The sequence below is a fragment of the Actinomycetes bacterium genome (assembly GCA_036000965.1).
In the GTDB taxonomy this organism is placed as follows: Bacteria; Actinomycetota; CALGFH01; order CALGFH01; family CALGFH01; genus DASYUT01.
In genome coordinates this window covers 1-16,866 of the sequence record DASYUT010000033.1, presented here as the reverse complement: position 1 = coordinate 16,866, position 16,866 = coordinate 1, and the positions used below count along the sequence as shown (strand labels likewise).

Annotated in this window: 17 protein-coding genes; 7 read left to right on the top strand and 10 right to left on the bottom strand. The window is 73.9% G+C overall.

What is annotated here, in order from left to right:
• The first annotated feature begins 249 nt into the window (after positions 1–249).
• Entirely contained in the window at positions 250–753 is a 504-nt protein-coding gene (locus tag VG276_01895; GenBank protein ID HEV8648159.1) for a DinB family protein, read from the top strand.
• A 19-nt stretch (positions 754–772) separates the two neighbouring features.
• On the opposite strand, the gene VG276_01890 is transcribed toward VG276_01895, so the two are convergent.
• The 3 genes from VG276_01890 to VG276_01880 are packed head-to-tail and all read right to left on the bottom strand — an operon-like array spanning position 773 to position 3,697.
• Positions 773–1,576, bottom strand: a complete 804-nt coding sequence (locus VG276_01890) for an ABC transporter permease (protein ID HEV8648158.1) — start codon at positions 1,574–1,576, stop codon at positions 773–775.
• A complete protein-coding gene (locus VG276_01885; protein ID HEV8648157.1) occupies positions 1,563–2,582 on the bottom strand; it encodes an ABC transporter ATP-binding protein in 1,020 nt (339 codons plus the stop codon). Before VG276_01885 ends, VG276_01890 begins: the two co-directional genes overlap by 14 nt.
• 5 nt (positions 2,583–2,587) lie before the next feature.
• Complete coding sequence (locus VG276_01880) at positions 2,588–3,697, bottom strand: hypothetical protein (protein ID HEV8648156.1); 1,110 nt, start codon at positions 3,695–3,697, stop codon at positions 2,588–2,590.
• Positions 3,698–3,824: 127 nt separating this feature from the next.
• Here VG276_01880 and VG276_01875 point away from each other — a divergent pair, with 127 nt between their 5' ends.
• Positions 3,825–4,460, top strand: coding sequence for a hypothetical protein (locus VG276_01875; protein ID HEV8648155.1), 636 nt, complete (start codon positions 3,825–3,827; stop codon positions 4,458–4,460).
• On the opposite strand, the gene VG276_01870 is transcribed toward VG276_01875, so the two are convergent.
• From VG276_01870 to VG276_01855, 4 genes are all read right to left on the bottom strand, one after another.
• A complete protein-coding gene (locus VG276_01870) occupies positions 4,446–5,312 on the bottom strand; it encodes an aminotransferase class IV (protein ID HEV8648154.1) in 867 nt (288 codons plus the stop codon). The two genes, VG276_01875 and VG276_01870, sit on opposite strands and share 15 nt — an antisense overlap.
• Before the next feature lie 2 nt (positions 5,313–5,314).
• Entirely contained in the window at positions 5,315–6,661 is a 1,347-nt protein-coding gene (locus tag VG276_01865) for a glycine--tRNA ligase (protein HEV8648153.1), read from the bottom strand.
• A 305-nt stretch (positions 6,662–6,966) separates the two neighbouring features.
• Positions 6,967–8,370 (bottom strand): S53 family peptidase, encoded by a 1,404-nt coding sequence (locus VG276_01860; GenBank protein ID HEV8648152.1) that lies wholly within the window; start codon positions 8,368–8,370, stop codon positions 6,967–6,969.
• A gap of 181 nt (positions 8,371–8,551) precedes the next feature.
• Positions 8,552–8,866: a WhiB family transcriptional regulator gene (locus VG276_01855; GenBank protein ID HEV8648151.1), complete on the bottom strand. Its 315-nt coding sequence runs from the start codon at positions 8,864–8,866 to the stop codon at positions 8,552–8,554.
• A gap of 354 nt (positions 8,867–9,220) precedes the next feature.
• Between VG276_01855 and VG276_01850 the strand changes: the two genes are divergently transcribed.
• Complete coding sequence (locus VG276_01850) at positions 9,221–9,880, top strand: TetR family transcriptional regulator (protein HEV8648150.1); 660 nt, start codon at positions 9,221–9,223, stop codon at positions 9,878–9,880.
• A 6-nt stretch (positions 9,881–9,886) separates the two neighbouring features.
• Here VG276_01850 and VG276_01845 read toward each other — a convergent pair whose 3' ends face one another.
• The 3 genes from VG276_01845 to deoC all read right to left on the bottom strand — a co-directional run bounded on the left by VG276_01845 (position 9,887) and on the right by deoC (position 13,394).
• Positions 9,887–10,783 (bottom strand): aldehyde dehydrogenase family protein, encoded by an 897-nt coding sequence (locus tag VG276_01845; GenBank protein HEV8648149.1) that lies wholly within the window; start codon positions 10,781–10,783, stop codon positions 9,887–9,889.
• Positions 10,784–10,796: 13 nt separating this feature from the next.
• Positions 10,797–12,281 carry an aldehyde dehydrogenase family protein gene (locus tag VG276_01840; protein ID HEV8648148.1) on the bottom strand — a complete coding sequence of 495 codons (1,485 nt, stop codon included), beginning with the start codon at positions 12,279–12,281 and terminating at the stop codon, positions 10,797–10,799.
• Positions 12,282–12,440: 159 nt separating this feature from the next.
• Positions 12,441–13,394 (bottom strand): deoxyribose-phosphate aldolase, encoded by a 954-nt coding sequence (gene deoC / locus VG276_01835; GenBank protein ID HEV8648147.1) that lies wholly within the window; start codon positions 13,392–13,394, stop codon positions 12,441–12,443.
• 256 nt (positions 13,395–13,650) lie between these two features.
• Here deoC and VG276_01830 point away from each other — a divergent pair, with 256 nt between their 5' ends.
• The 4 genes from VG276_01830 to VG276_01815 form a co-directional block, all read left to right on the top strand.
• Positions 13,651–14,193: a hypothetical protein gene (locus VG276_01830; protein HEV8648146.1), complete on the top strand. Its 543-nt coding sequence runs from the start codon at positions 13,651–13,653 to the stop codon at positions 14,191–14,193.
• A gap of 92 nt (positions 14,194–14,285) precedes the next feature.
• Positions 14,286–14,996 carry a hypothetical protein gene (locus tag VG276_01825; protein ID HEV8648145.1) on the top strand — a complete coding sequence of 237 codons (711 nt, stop codon included), beginning with the start codon at positions 14,286–14,288 and terminating at the stop codon, positions 14,994–14,996.
• Positions 14,997–15,142: 146 nt separating this feature from the next.
• Complete coding sequence (locus VG276_01820; protein HEV8648144.1) at positions 15,143–16,372, top strand: sensor histidine kinase; 1,230 nt, start codon at positions 15,143–15,145, stop codon at positions 16,370–16,372.
• Positions 16,369–16,866: response regulator transcription factor (locus VG276_01815; protein HEV8648143.1), on the top strand; the 498-nt coding region annotated here is incomplete at its 3' end. The genes VG276_01820 and VG276_01815, both read left to right, overlap by 4 nt.

The window sequence follows — 16,866 nt, the reverse complement described above, 5'->3', positions numbered from 1 at the left end:
CCGGCCGGCGTCCCCACCCGGCCTGGCGGTCCGTCAGCATCAGGCCGGCAGCACCGATCGCGTGGTCTACCCGCTGGCCGACTGAGCGTGCCGGTCCGGGACGCGGGACTCCCCCGGGTTCCCGATGCGCAGCGCCGCCCCTACACTCCGACCATGGACCTCCCCCTCCGGGACCGGGGCACATGGGATCCCGGCTCCCGAAGGCCGAGCGCTCGGCCGCGGCGCCGGCGCCCGGGGTATGATCCGGCGATGACCACGCAGCGGACCTACCCGCCCTACAGTGCCGACGAGCGGGCGATGCTGGACGCCTGGCTCGACTACCACCGGGCGACGCTGGCGGTCAAGTGCGACGGGCTGAACGACGCGCAGCTGCGCGAGCGGGCCGTGCCGCCGTCCAGCCTGTCGCTGCTGGGCCTGGTCAGGCACATGGCCGAGGTGGAGCGCGCCTGGTTCCGGCGCTGCCTTGGCGGCGAGGACGCGCCGGGCATCTACTACTCCGACGACGACCCGGACGGGGACTTCGACAACGTCGACACCGCCGACGTCGCCGAGGCGTTCGCGACCTGGCAGGCCGAGTGCGAGCACGCCCGCCGGGCCGTGGCCGCGGCGCCCTCGCTGGAGGCCACCGGCCAGCGCCGCGGCGAGGCGGTCTCCCTGCGCTGGGTCCTGGTCCACATGATCGAGGAGTACGCCCGCCACAACGGCCACGCCGACCTGCTCCGCGAGCGCATCGACGGCACCGTCGGCGAGTGAGCGACCCGGGCCGGGACGGTCAGCTCTTGACGTCCTTGGTGGCGAAGTTGGCCCAGGCCGCGCCGAGGAACACCGCGATGTAGACGCCCTGGATGGCGAAGCCGCGGCCGACGCCGCGCCACAGGATCGGGGTGCGGAACAGGTCGACGAAGGCGAGCCAGTAGTGGGTGGGCAGGTACGGCTTGACCGCGGCGGCCGCGTCCAGCAGGTCGAGCACCTGGGAGGTCACCAGCGCGGCGAGCGCGGCGAGGGCGGCGGCCAGCGGCGAGTCGGTGACCGTCGAGGCGAACAGCGCGATCGCCCCCACCCCAAGCATCGACCAGGCCACGTAGGCGACGGTCACCGCCGTGCGGAAGTAGGCGTCCGGGCCGGTGATGGTCGCCCCCGACACCGAGGGCAGCGGCTTGATCCCGAACAGCCAGGCGCCCACCGCGAAGGCGGCCGCGGCGACCACCAGCACGGCCAGGAACACGAACACGGTCACCACGGCGAGCTTCACCAGCAGCAGGCGGGTCCGCCCGACGGGCCGGGTGAGCAGGTAGCGCAGGGTGCCGGCGCTGGCCTCGCCGGCCACGGCGTCGCCCGCGACCACCGCGACGGCCACGGGCAGGAACACCGGCAGCACCAGGGCGAGCGCTGCCGCGGGGAAGAGCGCCCCGTTGCCGAGCACCTGGGCGAGGAAGGCGGGCCCCTCCCCCGGCCGGGGGCCGACCCCGGTGACCTCGAGGAACACCGCGACCAGGGTGGGCAGGCCGGCCAGGAGCACGACGGTCACCCAGGTCCTGGGCCGCGTGAGGAGCTTGCGCAGCTCAACCAGGAGCACCGGGGACCTCCCGGCCCGCCGGCGGCCCTGGTGACACCGCGTGGGCCGCGGTGCTCCTGGCCACCCCGGCGCTGCCCGGCCCGCCGCCGGTGAGCGACAGGAACACCTCCTCGAGGGAGGGCCGCTCCACGACCAGCTCGCGCACGCGCACGCCGCCGCCCACCAGGTGACGGTTGAGGCTCTCGCTGCCGGTGCCGTCGAGGTGCACCACGACCTGGCCGGCGAGCCGCTCGCCGACCTGGACGCCGGGCAGCCGCGCGGCCAGCTCGGCCGTTCGGGCCACGTCCGGGGTGACCACCCGGACCCGGCCGGACGGGGCGAGCAGCGCCTCGACCCGGTCCTGGGCGACCAGCCGGCCCTGGTGGACGATGGCGGCCCGCGAGCAGACCAGCTCGACCTCGGCCAGCAGGTGGCTGGACAGGAACACGGTCGTGCCCTGACCGGCCAGGTCCACGAGCAGGTCGCGGACCTCCCGCATCCCCTGCGGGTCGAGGCCGTTGGTCGGCTCGTCGAGGACCAGCAGCCGGGGCGCGCGCAACAGCGCGGCGGCCAGGCCGAGGCGCTGGCGCATGCCGCTGGAGTACGCCTTGACCGGGCGGCGCCCGACCCCGTCCAGGCCGACCTTGGCCAGGGCGTCGCCGACGCGGCCGGCCCGGTCGGCGCGGCGGCCCCCGGGCCCGGGGCGGCGAGGGCCGGGCGGGCCGGCCGCGTCGAACAGCGACAGGTTGGTGCGGCCCGACAGGTGCGGGTAGAAGCCCGGCCCCTCCACCAGCGAGCCGACCTCGGGCAGGACCGAGCGCCGGGCCCTCGGCATCGGCCGACCGAGCAGCTCGACCGTGCCTGAGGTGGCGAACACCAGCCCGAGCAGCATGCGCACGGTGGTGGTCTTGCCCGACCCGTTGGGGCCGAGGAAGCCGAACAGGTCGCCTTCGTGGACGTCGAGGTCGAGGCCGTCCACGGCCAGCACCCGTCCGTAGCGCTTGGTCAGCCCGCAGGTGCGGATCACCGACGTCACGCCTGCGCCACCCCGTCCCGGGCGAGCTGGGTCGCGACCCGCTCGAGGACCCGTGGCGGCACCGTGCCGGCGAGCGCGTAGGCGACCCCGGCCCGGTCGAACACCAGCCCGTTCAGCAGCGGCGTGGAGACCAGGCTGGCCTCGCCCCAGGCGCCCCGCACCCGCGGCACCCGCTCGAGGAAGGCCCGGGTGCGCCGCGAGAACCGGTCGGGGAAGGCGAGCACCGCGACCAGCCCGAAGCCCTGGCCGAAGGTGCCGGCCGCGCGGGCCACCCGGCTGCGCCCCGGCAGGCCGGCGAGGCTCGCCGGCAGCACGAACGGCGAGAAGCGGTCGATGGTGCCGGCCATGTCGGCCGCCTCCTGGTCGACGACCTCGGCGTCGAGCGGGAGGTGGAAGGTGACGTCCTCGGGGCCGGGGGCGGCCTGGCGCAGGTCGAGGAAGGCGGTGGCCAGGATCGGCGCGACCGCGCCACGGGCGGTCACCTCGACCCGCAGCGGCAGGCCGGTCGCCGGGTCGGCCCACAGGTCGACCCGGCCCACCGTGGTGTCGGGCGAGCGCGGCACGATGCGCAGGCCCGCGGCGACCACGCCGGCGACCCGGCGGCCGCGAACCCGGCGCACCTCGTCCGGGGCCGCGGCCGCGGCCAGCCGCCGGCCCAGCTCGGGCGGGAGCAGGTCGGCGGGGCGCGCGAAGCGGACGGCCGCCTCGCCCTCGGTCCGGTCGGCCCGTTGCTCGCCCGAGTCCCACCGCCACGTGCCGAACTCGTCCTGGTAGGTGTCGCGCTCGCCGGCCAGGGTGAGCTCGTCGACCCGCCAGGCGGTGGGGCCGCGCACCCAGGCTCGCATGCGGGTCGTCTCCCCGAGCAGGGCCACCACCTGGCCCGCGCGGGGCACGTCGGGCAGGCCGAGCCCCGCCCGGCTCTCGGCGTACCCCCGGTAGGCGACCGACCCCGACGCCCGCACCCTGGCCAGCAGGTCCAAGGCGGCGACCTCACGGCCGGGGACGGGCACGGCCGCGACCAGCGCCGGCACCGAGGCGAGCACGGCCACGCCGGCGAGCACCGCGAGCCAGCGCCACGACCATCGGGAGCGTGCAGACCAGTGCATCGCTCCACGGTACGACGGCCCGGCCGCTTGCGGGCGCCCGGGAGCGCAAGTCCGGGTATGCTCGGCCGTCACCGCCGGAGCCGGCGTCGTCACCGCCGGGAGCCGGCGTCGCGAGAGGGAGCCAGCCATGGCCTACCACGTCCGCCTGCAGCCGGGCCAGAAGGTGCGGCTCGCCGACCACGACCCGGACGCGGACGGCGGCCTGGACAAGCAGGCCGGACGGGAGGCCCTGGCCGCCCTGCGGAAGCAGCTGGCCGAGCTGCAGCAGGAGCTGTACGCGGCCGGCTGCAACAGCGTGCTGGTGGTCCTGCAGGGCATGGACACCAGCGGCAAGGACGGCACCATCGTCTGCAAGTTCTTCCTGCACATCTCCCAGGACGAGCGGCGGCGGCGCCTGCTCGCCCGCGAGCAGGACGTGGCCAAGGCCTACAAGCTCTCCCCCGGCGACTGGCGCGAGCGCGAGCGCTGGGACGACTACATGGCCGCCTACCAGGACGCGCTGCGGCGGTGCGGCACCGAGGAGGCCCCGTGGCACCTCATCCCGGCCAACCGGAAGTGGTACCGCAACCTGGCCGTGGCCGAGGCGCTGGTCGAGGCGTTGCGCGGCCACCGCAAGCAGTGGCAGCGGGAGCTCGAGCGGTTGAGCAGGGAGCGCCTGGCCGAGCTGGCCAAGATCAAGGCCGAGGCACAGACGGCCGCGGCACAGGCGGCGGAGGCGAACGAGGCGGAGGCGGAGGCGACTGCGGCCTCAGCCGCCAGCTGAGCGGGCGGTCTCGCGCAGGGCGGTCTGCAGGGCGGCGGCGGCCGACCCGGGGCGGCCGTCGCCGATGCGCACGCCGTCGACTCCGACCACCGGCATGACCTCGCGGACCGTGCTGGTCATGAACGCCTCGTCGGCGGCGACGAGGTCGTCGGCGCTGAACACGCCCTCGACGACCCGGTAGCCGGCCCTCGGGGCCAGCTCGACGAGCGCACCCCGGGTCACCCCGGCGAGGATGCCGAGGTCGAGCGCTGGCGTGTAGAGGACCTGCCCGGAGCGCCACCAGACGGTGGCGGTGGGCGCCTCGAGCAGCTCGCCGCCCAGGCCGACGAAGACGGCGTCGTCGGCGCCGCGGGCCTGGGCCGCCCGCTGCGCGGCCATGTTCACCGCGTAGCTGGTGGTCTTGGCCCCGGCCAGCAGCCAGGGCGCGGCCGCGCGGACCAGCGGATCGACCGCGAGGGTGAGCAGGGCGATGCGCAGGCCGCGGCGCCGGGCCTCCTCATGCTCGCCGGGCACCTCGGTGACGACCGCGAAGGCGCTGGAGACCAGCTCGGCCTCGGTGCCGCGGGTGCAGACCAGGCGGATCACCCCGTCGCCGCCGTCGCACGCACCGGCCGCCTCGCCGACCAGCTCGTCGAGCCCGTGGGGCAGGGTGATCTGGAGGGCGGCCGCCGACGCGGCCAGCCGGTCCAGGTGGGCGCCGAGCCGGAACGGCCGGCCCTGGTAGGCCCGCATCGTCTCGAAGACCGCCTCACCCCGGAGCAGGGCCAGGTCGAGCGGGGACACACCCTGCCCGCCGCCCTGGACCACGCCCGGCCCGGTGGCGAGGACGCGCAGGACCCGGGGCGCCGCCACGGTCAGCGCGGCAGCCGCTCTTCGAGGTAGCCGACGAGCCGGTCGAGGGCGACCCGGTCCTGGCCCATCGTGTCGCGGTCGCGCACGGTGACCGCGCGGTCCTCCAGCGAGTCGAAGTCGACCGTCACGCAGTACGGGGTGCCGACCTCGTCCTGCCGCCGATAGCGGCGCCCGATCCCGCGGGCGTCGTCGAAGTCGACCATCCACCGGTCCCGCAGCATGGCGGCCACGTCCTGTGCCATGGGCGAGAGCCTCTCGTTGCGGGACAGCGGCAGCACCGCGACCTTGTACGGAGCCAGGCGGGGGTCGAGCTTGAGCACGGTGCGCAGCTCGGTCCCGCCCGCGGCGGTCGGCGCCTCCTCCTCCCGCCAGGCGTCGATCAGGAACACCAGCGCGGCCCGGTCGACCCCGACGGCCGGCTCGACCACGTAGGGGATGTAGCGGGTGTCACGCTCCGGGTCGTAGTACGACATGTCGTGGCCCGAGTAGTTCTGGTGCTGGGTCAGGTCGTAGTCGGCCCGGTTGGCGACGCCCTCCAGCTCCGACCAGCCGAACGGGAACTTGTACTCGATGTCGACCGCCCGCTTGGCGTAGTGGGCGAGCTCGTCGGGGCCGTGCTCGCGCAGGCGCAGGTTCTCCTTGCGGATGCCGAGGTCGAGGAACCAGTCCTGGCGCTCGGCGATCCAGCGCTCGTGCCAGTCCTCGTCGGTGCCCGGCTCGACGAAGAACTCCATCTCCATCTGCTCGAACTCGCGGGTGCGGAAGATGAAGTTCCCGGGGGTGATCTCGTTGCGGAACGACTTGCCGATCTGGGCGACGCCGAACGGGACCTTCTTGCGGCTGGCGGCCTGCACGAACGGGAAGTCGACGAAGATGCCCTGGGCGGTCTCGGGACGCAGCCACACCACCGCGGAGGCGTCCTCGACCGGGCCCATGAACGTCTTGAACATGAGGTTGAAGTTGCGCGGGTCGGTGAACGGCCCCTTGCCGCAGTTCGGGCAGGTCAGCTCGCCGGGCTCGGGCGGCCGGCCGTGCTTGGCCTGGAACGCCTCCTGCAGGTGGTCCTCGCGGAAGCGCATGTGGCAGTTGGTGCACTCGACCAGCGGGTCGGAGAACGACTGCAGGTGGCCGGAGGCCTCCCAGACCCTGGGCGACATGATGATGGCCGCGTCCTGGCCGACGATGTCCTCGCGGAGCTGCACCATCGAGCGCCACCAGGCCCGCTTCACGTTGTTCTTGAGCTCGACCCCCAGCGGACCGTAGTCGTAGCTCGAGCGCAGACCACCGTAGATCTCGCTCGACTGGAAGACGAAGCCCCGGCGCTTGGCCAGGTTGACGATGGCGTCCATCGGGTCGGTGGGCACGGGCGGCAGCCTCCTGAATGCCGCCGGCACGGCTTGCCGGCGGTCGGGTTGGTCGACCTCATCCTACCGGAGCGGCGGACCCGGTCCCCGGCGGACCCCGTCCCGGGCGGCGGACCCCGTCCCCGTCGGCGGACCCCGTCCCGGGCCTGCTTCGCCTGGTGGGGGTGGCAGGCGGCACCACACGTGGCTGTGGTGCACCGCGGACCCGGTCCCGGGCCTGCTCGGGTCGGTGGGGGCGGCCCGGCCGGCCGCCCGTGGGGGCGGGCGGGCGGCCGGGCCGGGCGGGGGGCTCAGTCGTCGGAGCGGGCCAGCTCGGGCACCAGCCTGGCCGCGTCGATCGTGCCGAGGCCGCTCGACAGGTCGTAGCCGGGGCGGGCCGGGAAGCCCGTGACCGTGAAGGTCCGGCCGTGCTGCGTGAACGTGACGGTGTTGTCGCCCCGGGTGACGTCGACGACGCCGGGCGAGCCGCGCCTGGCCAGCTCGTACAGGCGCGGGTTGAGCAGTCCGAGGCGCCTGCCGGCGGCCTGGGCGGCGACGGCGACGACGCCGGCCAGCTCGGGGGTTGCCGCGCTGGTGCCGCCGAAGATGTACCAGCCGGGCGTGATGCCGTCGCCGCCGCTGAACCCGATGCGGACGAGCACGCCGCCGTCGACCGCAGCGCTCATAGCGACGTCGGGGGTGCCGCGGTGCTCGCCCACGACCCGCCGCACGCCGTCCTGGTAGCTGGGCCGGGCGAAGATCCTGGACCGGCCGCCGCCGCTGGCGGCTGCGGTGCCGAACAGCTTCTGGTCGTTCCAGACGTTGTCGGGCGCGGTCCGCCGGCCCTTGGCGTCGAGGTGGAGCTGGGTGCCACCGACCGAGGTGACCAGTGGGTCGGACGACGGCCAGGAGCTGGCCCGGCTGGTGTACAGGTCGGTCAGGTTGCGCTTGAAGCCGGTCGCGCCGGTGTCGCCCGATGCGGCCAGCACGGTCACGTCATGCTTCCGGGCGTTCTTGAACGCGCTGCGGAGCCGCAGCAGCGACTGGGCGGTCGGGAAGGTCTCCTCGGTCGCCCCGAAGCTCTGCGAGATGACGTCACCGAGGTCGTGGTCGATCACATGGTTCTCGGCCTTGACGATCTCGGGGAAGCCCTGGACACCCTGGGTCTCCGACACGGGGGTGACGACCAGCAGGATGTCGGCGCCCGGGGCGACGGCATGGGCCCACTGCACGTCGAGGGTGGTCTCCTCCGCCCAGGCGGCCATCTCGGGGTCCCTGGGGTCGAACGCCGGCACCTTCCCGGCCGGCGCGATGATGCGGAAGCCCGGCGGGTCGGGCAGGCCGAAGGCCCGGTTGAACTGCTTCAGGTCCTGCCGGATCGTTGGCGAGCCGAACGGGACCACGATCACGATGGTCCGCCCGCGCCCGGTGAGGCCACGCTTGTAGAGGGGCTTGAGGTTGTAGGCGCGCTGGAGCTGGGACGGCGCGTAGCAGGAAACCCCGGTGCTCGCCTGGCACTGTGCGGTGGTCGGCGGGGCCTGCCAGTGCCTGCGCGCAAGCAGGCGCGCGCTGGGGCGGGGGGCGACGCGCCCGACCGCGGCGGCGCGCGGGCGGACGGTGGCGCCGCCCGGCTCGGCGGCGACCGCCGTGGAGCCGAGCACGCTGACGGCGACGAGGCCGATGCCAGCCACGATGCTGACCGGACGAGACCGCATGGGCATCCCTCCCTGGGGAGCTTGTCTTGGAACTCAGACGATGCGGTCGAACGAGACAACGGACAAACTACCGATGCCGTATTTCTCTAAGCAGTTCGGCCCAGGGAACGGCAGTGCAGCGCGCAACCTGCGACCGCGGGATCGTGCGACCGGAGCCGGGTTGCCCGGCTCGAACGGGCGCTCAGCGGGCGAGCCGCTCGAGGGCTGCGGTGGCGTCGCCGTCCGGATGCGTGCGCAGGATGCGCTCGCGGTCATCCTCGGAGAGGCCGCCCCAGACGCCGTACGGCTCCCGGTGGGCCAGCGCGTAGGCCGCGCACGGGGCCCGGACCGGGCAGACCAGGCAGATCCGCTTGGCCTCGAGCTCCCGGCGGCGCTTGGTCGGGCCGCGCTCGCCGTCGCGCGAGAAGAACGCCGAGCCGTCGGTCTCCCGGCAGGCGGCCCGCTCCTGCCAGGCGAACGCCGAGGCCAGCACCGACCGGCTGAAGCGGGCGTTCATCCGCGGTACTCCCATGACCTGACCTTTCACCCCGCCGACGGTACGAGCCCCGGGCAAACCTTAGGCACGTGATGCCATTTGTCAAGGTGTGCATTCTGCTATCTGGTGCTCGCTGCCTGGTGTTCGCTGTGCTCCTGCCTGGTGCTCGCTGCCTGGTGCTCGCTGGCTGGTGCTCGCTGCCGGTCGTGGAGAGGCTCGGCCGACCCGGACGGACTTCAGCCCGCCGAGCACCTTATCTGGCGACGATCCCGGACCGGTCGTGGAGAGGCTCGGCCGACCCCGACGGACCGGCCCGTCCGATGACATCCAGGGTGCATTCCACTATCGTCCCCTGGCATGGAGCCTGAGGGCCGTGTGCCGCTGCGGGAGCGCAAGAAGCGCAAGACCCGCTGCGAGCTGGAAGCGGCCGCGCTGCGGCTGTTCTCCGAGCGTGGCTTCGACGCTGTCACCGTGGAGGAGATCACCGACGCCGCCGAGGTGTCGAAGCGGACGTTCTTCCGCTACTACGCCTGCAAAGAGGACGTCCTGTTCGCCGACCACGCCAGGCACCTGCGCGAGCTCGAGCTCGGGCTGGACGGGCGGCCGGCCGGCGAGCCCGTGCTCGCCGCCGTCCGGGCGGGGCTGGTCGCGCTGGCTGCGACACTCGAGGAGGAGCAGGAGCAGGTCCTGACCCGCGCCCGGATCGTGGTCACGACCCGATCGCTGCACGGGCGCGCCCTCGAGGTCTACAGCCTGTTCCAGGAGGCGATCGCCGAGGCGGTGGCGCGCCGCTGCGGTGCCGACCCCGTCGGGGACCTGCGGGTCAGGCTGGTGGCCGGGATCGCGGCGACCGCGCTGCGCGAGGCGGTGCAGGCGTGGGCGCTCGGCGACCGCCGGGAGTCGCTGCCCGCCCTGGTCGACACCTCGCTCGAGCTGTCGAGCACGGGGCTGGCCGGGCTGCTCTCGGACCGCCCGCGCCCGGCGCCGGTGCGCAGGGCGGAGGCTGACCCCGGCGCGCTCGCGGCCGAAGCCTGACCGCCGCTACCCCCCGGTCGGGTGCCAGACCGTCTTGGTCTCCAGGAAGGCCGCGATCCAGTAGGGGTCCTGCCCGCGAGCGTCTTCGAGCCAGTCCCGGCCCGAGAGCCTGACCGGCGCGGCGACCCGCTTGACGCTCTCGGCCGCGGCCAGCTCGGCCTCCTTGTACAGGGCGAGGTCGAGCCCGGCCAGGTCGAGCGCGTTCACGTCCATGTGGGCGGCCAGGGGGCCGACCAGCTCGGCGGTGAAGCCGGTGAGGACGTTGACCACCCCGCCGGGCACGTCGCTGGTCGCCAGCACTTCGGCCAGGGTGACGGCGGGCAGCGGGCGGGCCTCGGCGGCCAGCACGACCGCGGTGTTGCCCGAGACCACGATCGGCGCGAGCCGGGAGACCAGCCCGAGCAGCGACGACTCAGCCGGGGCGACCAGGCCGACCACCCCGGTCGGCTCGGGAACCGAGAAGTTGAAGTAGGGGCCGGCCACGGGGTTGGCCGAGCCGAACACCTGGGCCAGCTTGTCGGCCCAGCCCGCGTACCACACCCAGCGGTCCACCGCCTTGGCGACCGCGTCGGCGGCCTGGCGGTGGGTGGTGCCCTCGGACCGGGCGACCTCGTCGACGAACTGCTCGCGCCTGCCCTCGAGCATCTCGGCCACCCGGTACAGGACCTGGCCCCGGTTGTAGGCGGTCAGGCCGGCCCAGCCCGGGAACGCCTTGCGGGCGGCGACCACCGCGTCGCGGACGTCCTTGCGCGAGGCCCGGCAGGCGTTGGCCCATGCCTTGCCCTTGGCCTCGGTCACCAGGTACGAGCGCCCCGACTCGGTGCGCGGGAACCTGCCACCGATGTAGAGCTTGTAGGTCTTGCGGACGTCGAGACGGTCACCGTCGGCCACTGACGCCTCCATCCAGGTGAGGTCCTCAGGTGAGGTCGAGGTAGGCGGCCAGCCCGTGCCGGCCGCCTTCGCGGCCGAAACCGGACTCCTTGTAGCCGCCGAACGGCGAGGTGGGGTCGAAGCGGTTGAACGTGTTGGCCCACACCACCCCGGCCCGCAAGCGGCCGGCCAGGTCGAGGATACGGCTGCCCTTGTCGGTCCACACGCCGGCCGACAGCCCGTAGGGGGTGTTGTTGGCCTTCTCGACCGCCTCGTCGGGAGTGCGGAAGGTCAGCACCGAGAGCACCGGGCCGAAGATCTCCTCCTGGGCGATGCGGTAGGACTGGGCGACCCCGGTGAACACCGTGGGCCGGAACCAGAAGCCGCGCTCGGGCAGGTCGCACGGGGGCTGGTACACCTCGGCTCCGTCGGCCTCGCCCGAGGCCACCAGCTCCTCGATCCTGTCGAGCTGGGCGCGGGAGTTGATCGCGCCCACGTCGGTGTTCTTGTCGAGCGGGTCGCCCACCCGCAGGGTGGCCATGCGCCGCTTCAGCTTGCCGACCAGCAGCTCGGCGATCGACTCCTGTACCAGCAGGCGCGACCCAGCGCAGCACACGTGCCCCTGGTTGAAGTAGATGCCGTTGATGATGCCCTCGACGGCCTGGTCGACCGGGGCGTCGTCGAGCACGATGTTGGCCGCCTTGCCGCCCAGCTCGAGGGTGAGCCGCTTGCCGGAGCCGGCCAGGGTGCGCTGGATCGCCTTGCCCACCTCGGTCGACCCGGTGAACGCGACCTTGTCGACGCCCGGGTGGGCGACCAGGGCGGCGCCGGTCTGTCCCGCGCCGGTGACGATGTTGACCACCCCGGGCGGCAGCTCGGCCTGCTGCAGCACCTCGCCGAGGAGCAGGGCGGTGAGCGGCGTGGTCTCGGCCGGCTTGAGCACCACGGTATTGCCGGCGGCGAGCGCTGGCGCGAGCTTCCAGGCCGCCATCAGCAGCGGGAAGTTCCAGGGGATGACCTGGGCGGCGACGCCGAGGGGGCGCGGACCGGGCGCGCCGGGAAAGGCGTAGTCGAGCTTGTCGGCCCAGCCGGCGTGGTAGAAGAAGTGGGCCGCGGCCAGCGGGACGTCGACGTCGCGGGACTCCTTGATCGGCTTGCCGCCGTTCATGGTCTCGAGGACCGCGAACTCCCGGGCCCGCTCCTGCAGGACGCGGGCGATCCGGTACAGGTACTTGGCCCGCTCGGCCCCTGACGTCTTCGACCACGTCTTGGTGTAGGCGGCCCGGGCCGCCTTGACCGCCGCGTCGACGTCCTCCTCCCCCGCCTCGGCGACCGAGGCGAGGACCTCCTCGGTGGCCGGGTTGATGGTCTTGAAGTGCGAGCCGGACAGCGGCGCGACCCACTTCCCGCCGGTGAGCAGGCCGTAGCTCTCGCGGACCTTGACGTGGTCGGTGGCCTCGGGCGCGGGCGCGTAGCTCCAGTCCAGCCGCGCCGGCGCCCGGCCCGGCGCCGCGGTGATCTCGTCGGCCATCGTCGGCCTCCCGTCGGATGGGTGGGTGAAGCTGTCGATCGGCGAGCTGCGATCAGGGTAGCGCCGAGGACCTCACCTCGATGAACCGCTGAGGCGGCACCTCGGACGACCCTACGATCCTCCAAGGGAACCGCCGAGACGGCGCCCCGGACGACCCCTTCAGTCGATGGTGAAGTGGTCGGGTGACTGGTAGCGGCCGGTGCGCTCCTTGGCGAGCTGCATGAGGCAGTCGTTGAGCAGGCTGGACGCCCCGATCCGGTAGCGGTCGGGGGTGAGCCAGTCCGGGCCCAGGGTCTCGTTCACCAGCACCAGGTGCTGGACGGCCTGCTTGGCGGTGCGCACGCCGCCGGCCGGCTTGAACCCCACGACCCGGCCGGTGCGGTCGTGGAAGTCGCGGATCGCCTCGAGCATGACCAGGGCGACCGGCAGGGTGGCGGCTGGCTGGACCTTGCCGGTGGAGGTCTTGATGAAGTCGGCCCCGGCCGCCATCGCGAGCATGCTGGCCCGGCGCACGTCGTCGTAGGTGCCGAGCTCGCCGGTCTCGAGGATGACCTTGAGGCGGGCGGGGCCGCAGGTGTCCTTGACGATCAGGATCTCCTCGAACACCTCCCGGTAGCGGCCGGCCAGGAACACGCCCCGGCTGATCACCATGTCGACCTCGTCGGCCCCGGCCTCGACGGCGTCGGCGACGTCGGCCAGGCGGACCGCGAGCGACGCCTGCCCGCTCGGGAACGCGGTCGCCACCGAGGCGACCTTGACCGGCGAGCCGGCCAGGGCGCGCTTGGCGGTGGCCACGAGGGTGGGGTACACGCAGACGGCCGCGACGGGGGGGACGGCCGGGTCGGCGGTGTCGGGCCGCCGGGCCTTGGAGCACAAGGCCTCGACCTTGCCCGGGGTGTCGGCCCCTTCCAGGGTGGTGAGGTCCATCACAGCCACCGCCAGGCGCAAGGCGGCCACCTTGGCGTCCTTCTTGATGCTCCGCTTGGCCAGCGAGGCAGCGCGCTCCTCGACGCCGACCCGGTCCACGGCGGATCGCGACAGCAGCGGGCCGAGCCCGGCCTCCTGCAGGAAGCTGCCGCCGGCCTCGGGGAGCCGGACGGGTGTGGTCGCCATGCCGCCTCCCGCGATCGGGGTCGGAACCCCTAGCTGGGGCCAGGAACCCCCAGATGGGGCCAGGAACCCCCCTATTGTAGGAGCGCGCCGGAGCGGCCGCCGAAGCCCCCGAGCCCCCGGTTCCGCGCAGAACACGACGACCGCCTACGCAAACGACGAAGCTGTCACCATCTTGTGACCCTGGACCTGCATGATTGGCTCGGCATGCTCTCTACACTGGAGGGGAGCCGGCCGTACCGGAAGGGAGACCCAGGCGGTGCGTTCGCTCGGGAGAGGGTTCGTCCTGGTCCTGGTCGGCGCGTTCCTGTTCGGCGTGTACAAGACTCACGCCCCGGGCGCGCGGGCGGGTGCCACGCTCGATGCGCCGACCCGGACCGACCCGGTGGTCAAGGCGCACCGCAGCCAGAAGCCGCCCAAGCTCGTCTCGGTGCGGACCTCGAGGCACGGCATCTACGACCGCGTCGTCTTCACCTTCGCCGGTCCCCTGCCCGCCTCCCGGACCGGCTACGTCCGCAACGTCCGCACCACGGGGTCGGACAAGCCGGTGCCGCTGGACGGGTTCGCCGACCTCCAGGTCAGCTTCGACGCCCTGAGCCGCGACCGTTCGGGCCGGCTCACCTGGCCGGGGCCAGCCACCATCCACCCCCGCTACCCGTCGTTGCGGCAGGTCACCCTGGCCGGTACCGGGACCGGCGACGGCGAGCGGACCGTGTTCGGGCTCGGCGTCGACCACCGCGTGGGATTCCGGGTGATCGAGGTCGACAAGCCCTCAGGCATCGCGATCGACGTCGCCTCCTGACGAGCCGCCCTGGACCACTCACCTGCTTCGCCGACCGCCATGACAGGAACGTTCGATCTGGCCGGAACCTCTCGGCCCTGGAAGGGGGCAGCATGGGCCTCGACGTCTATGTCGGCTCCCTGACCAGCTACTACGCCAGCGGGCCGCCGACCGCGGTCGAGCGCCTGGCGTGGCAGCAGCGGGTCCCCTACATGGTCATCCGCGGCGAGCGGCGGTCGGGCGGGCAGACCGAGCACGACGTGATCCGCGCCGCCGTGCTGGCCTGGCGCGACGAGCTGCGCCGGGGGCTCGGCGACCGGCTCGAGCACCCGCTGGAGTGGGACGAGTCCCCCGAGGCGCCGTCGTTTGCGGGCCGGCCCGGCTGGGACAGCTACGGCGCCGTGCTGGTGCTCGCCGCCCACGACGAGCATCCCGAGCTGGAGGCCCCGGCCACGGTCTCGGCGGACTGGCCCGACGACGTCGCCTACCAGACGGCGGTCGCCGCCGGGACCGGCTCCCGCTACGACCAGCTCCTGCTTCCCGACCTGTGGCTCCCCTGCCGGTTCGGGTTCACCTTCCGCACCCGGGACGCTGCCGGGCAGGCGGTCGAGGTGGGGTCGAGCGCCACGCTGCTCGCCCAGCTCCGCACCTTGCGGGCCCGGACCGGCCTGGCCGTCCCCGACGGTAAGGTCGAGGTCGAGGTCGTCCGCCCGCCCGGGCCCAAGCCGCCCCTGCGCGACGCCGCCCGCTACGGCCTTGCCACCCTGCTCCTGCTGGCCGGCCGGTCGGTCGAGCACCGGGTCCCGATGCGCCTCGACGACTGACTGGTCACGCCCGCGGAGCTGGCCGGGCCGGTGTGCCACCGGCGCAGCCCCCAGGACGTGTCCACTCCGGCTACGTCCAGCGTGGTAGGACCGAGTACCTCCCGGGGCGGATTCCAGCGATCCCGGCGGGTCCTATCGTTGTCGGCATGGATGTCGCCCGTTGGCGGGGGGTCGGCCGTGCCGTGGTGGCCGACGTGGTTCCGGCCGTGGCCGCAGGGTCGGTGATGGTGTTCGGGTCGGGACCGGCGGCGAGCGGGGAGGTCCCGCCGCGCCGTCCCCTCGATGCGCTGGCGTACGTGCTCATAGGGGCTGCGGCGGCCGTGCTCTCGGGGCGGCGGCGGCGGCCGCTGGTGGTGCTGGCGGTCACGGCCGCGGCGAGCATCGTCTACCTGGCGTTCGAGTACCCGCACGGGCCGATCCTGCTAGCGATGAGCGTGGCGATGTACTCGGTCGCGATCAGGCTGCCGGCGGCGCCGTCCCTGGTCGCCTGCGGCATCACCCTGGCGGCCGTGGTCATGCCAGAGCTGTTGGTCATCGACCCGGAGCGGCTGCTCGTCGAGGCGCCGTTGCTGCTGGCGGTGCTGTCCGGGCTGCTGCTGCCGCCGTGGGCGATCGGGACGGTCGTGCGGCTCGGCCGGGAGGCCGAACGCCGTGCCCGCGAGGATGAGACCCGGCGGCGCACCTATGAGGAGCGGCTGCGGATCGCACGGGAGGTCCACGACGTGGTGGGGCACGGCCTGGCCGTGATCAACATGCAGGCCGGGGTGGCGCTCCACGTCCTGGGCAGGCGCCCCGAGCAGGCCGAGGTGGCGCTGGAGGCGATCAAGCAGTCCAGCAAGGACGCGCTGGAGGAGCTGCGGGGAACGCTGGCGATGTTCCGGCGGCCCGAGCCCGAGCCCGAGCCCGAGGACAGAGACAGAGACGGGGACGGGGACGAGGACGGAGACGAGGACAAGGACGGGGACGGGGCGTGGCGGCCGATGCCCGGGCTCGGCCAGCTCCACACGCTGGTGGCTGCCATGGCCGAGGGCGGCCTGCCGGTCGACCTGGCCGTCACCGGGGAGCGGGCCAGCCTGCCCGCGGCCGTGGACCTGGCCGCCTACCGGATCGTGCAGGAGTCGCTCACCAACGTGGTGCGCCACGCCGGGCCTGCCACCGCCACCGTTCGGGTCGGCTATGAGCCCGGCGCGGTGGTCCTGGAGATCACCGACACCGGCAGGGGCCGGGCGTGGGCGGGCACGCGGCCGGGCGGGCATGGCATCGCCGGGATGCGCGAACGCGCGGCTGCGGCGGGCGGGACGCTGGAGGCCGGCCCGCGCGCCGAGGGCGGGTTTCTGGTGTGTGCCCGCCTGCCGCTCGGGCAGGGTCGCAGATGATCCGGGTGGTGACCGCCGACGACCAGGCCCTGGTCCGGCTCGGCCTGCGGGTGCTGCTGGAGACCGAGGACGACATCACGCTGGTCGGTGAGGCGAACGACGGGCGGGCTACGGTCGAGCTGGTCCGGCGCACCCGCCCGGACGTGGTGCTGCTGGACGTGCGGATGCCGGTCATGGACGGGCTCCAGGCGCTGCGGGCGATCGTGGCCGACCCTGCGCTGACCGGCACTCGGGTGATCGTGCTGACGACCTTCGAGCTGGACGAGTACGTCTTCGAGGCGCTGCGGGACGGCGCCAGCGGGTTCCTGCTCAAGGACACCGAGCCGGCGGAGCTGCTGCGCGCCGTGCGTGTCGTCGCCGACGGCGCGTCGCTGCTGTCGCCTACCGTCACCCGCCGGGTGATCGGCGAGTTCGTGGCCAGGCGGGCGCGCCGGCCGGCGCCGCACCCGGGCGTGCGCGCGCTCACCGAGCGGGAGCGTGAGGTGGTGGTGTTG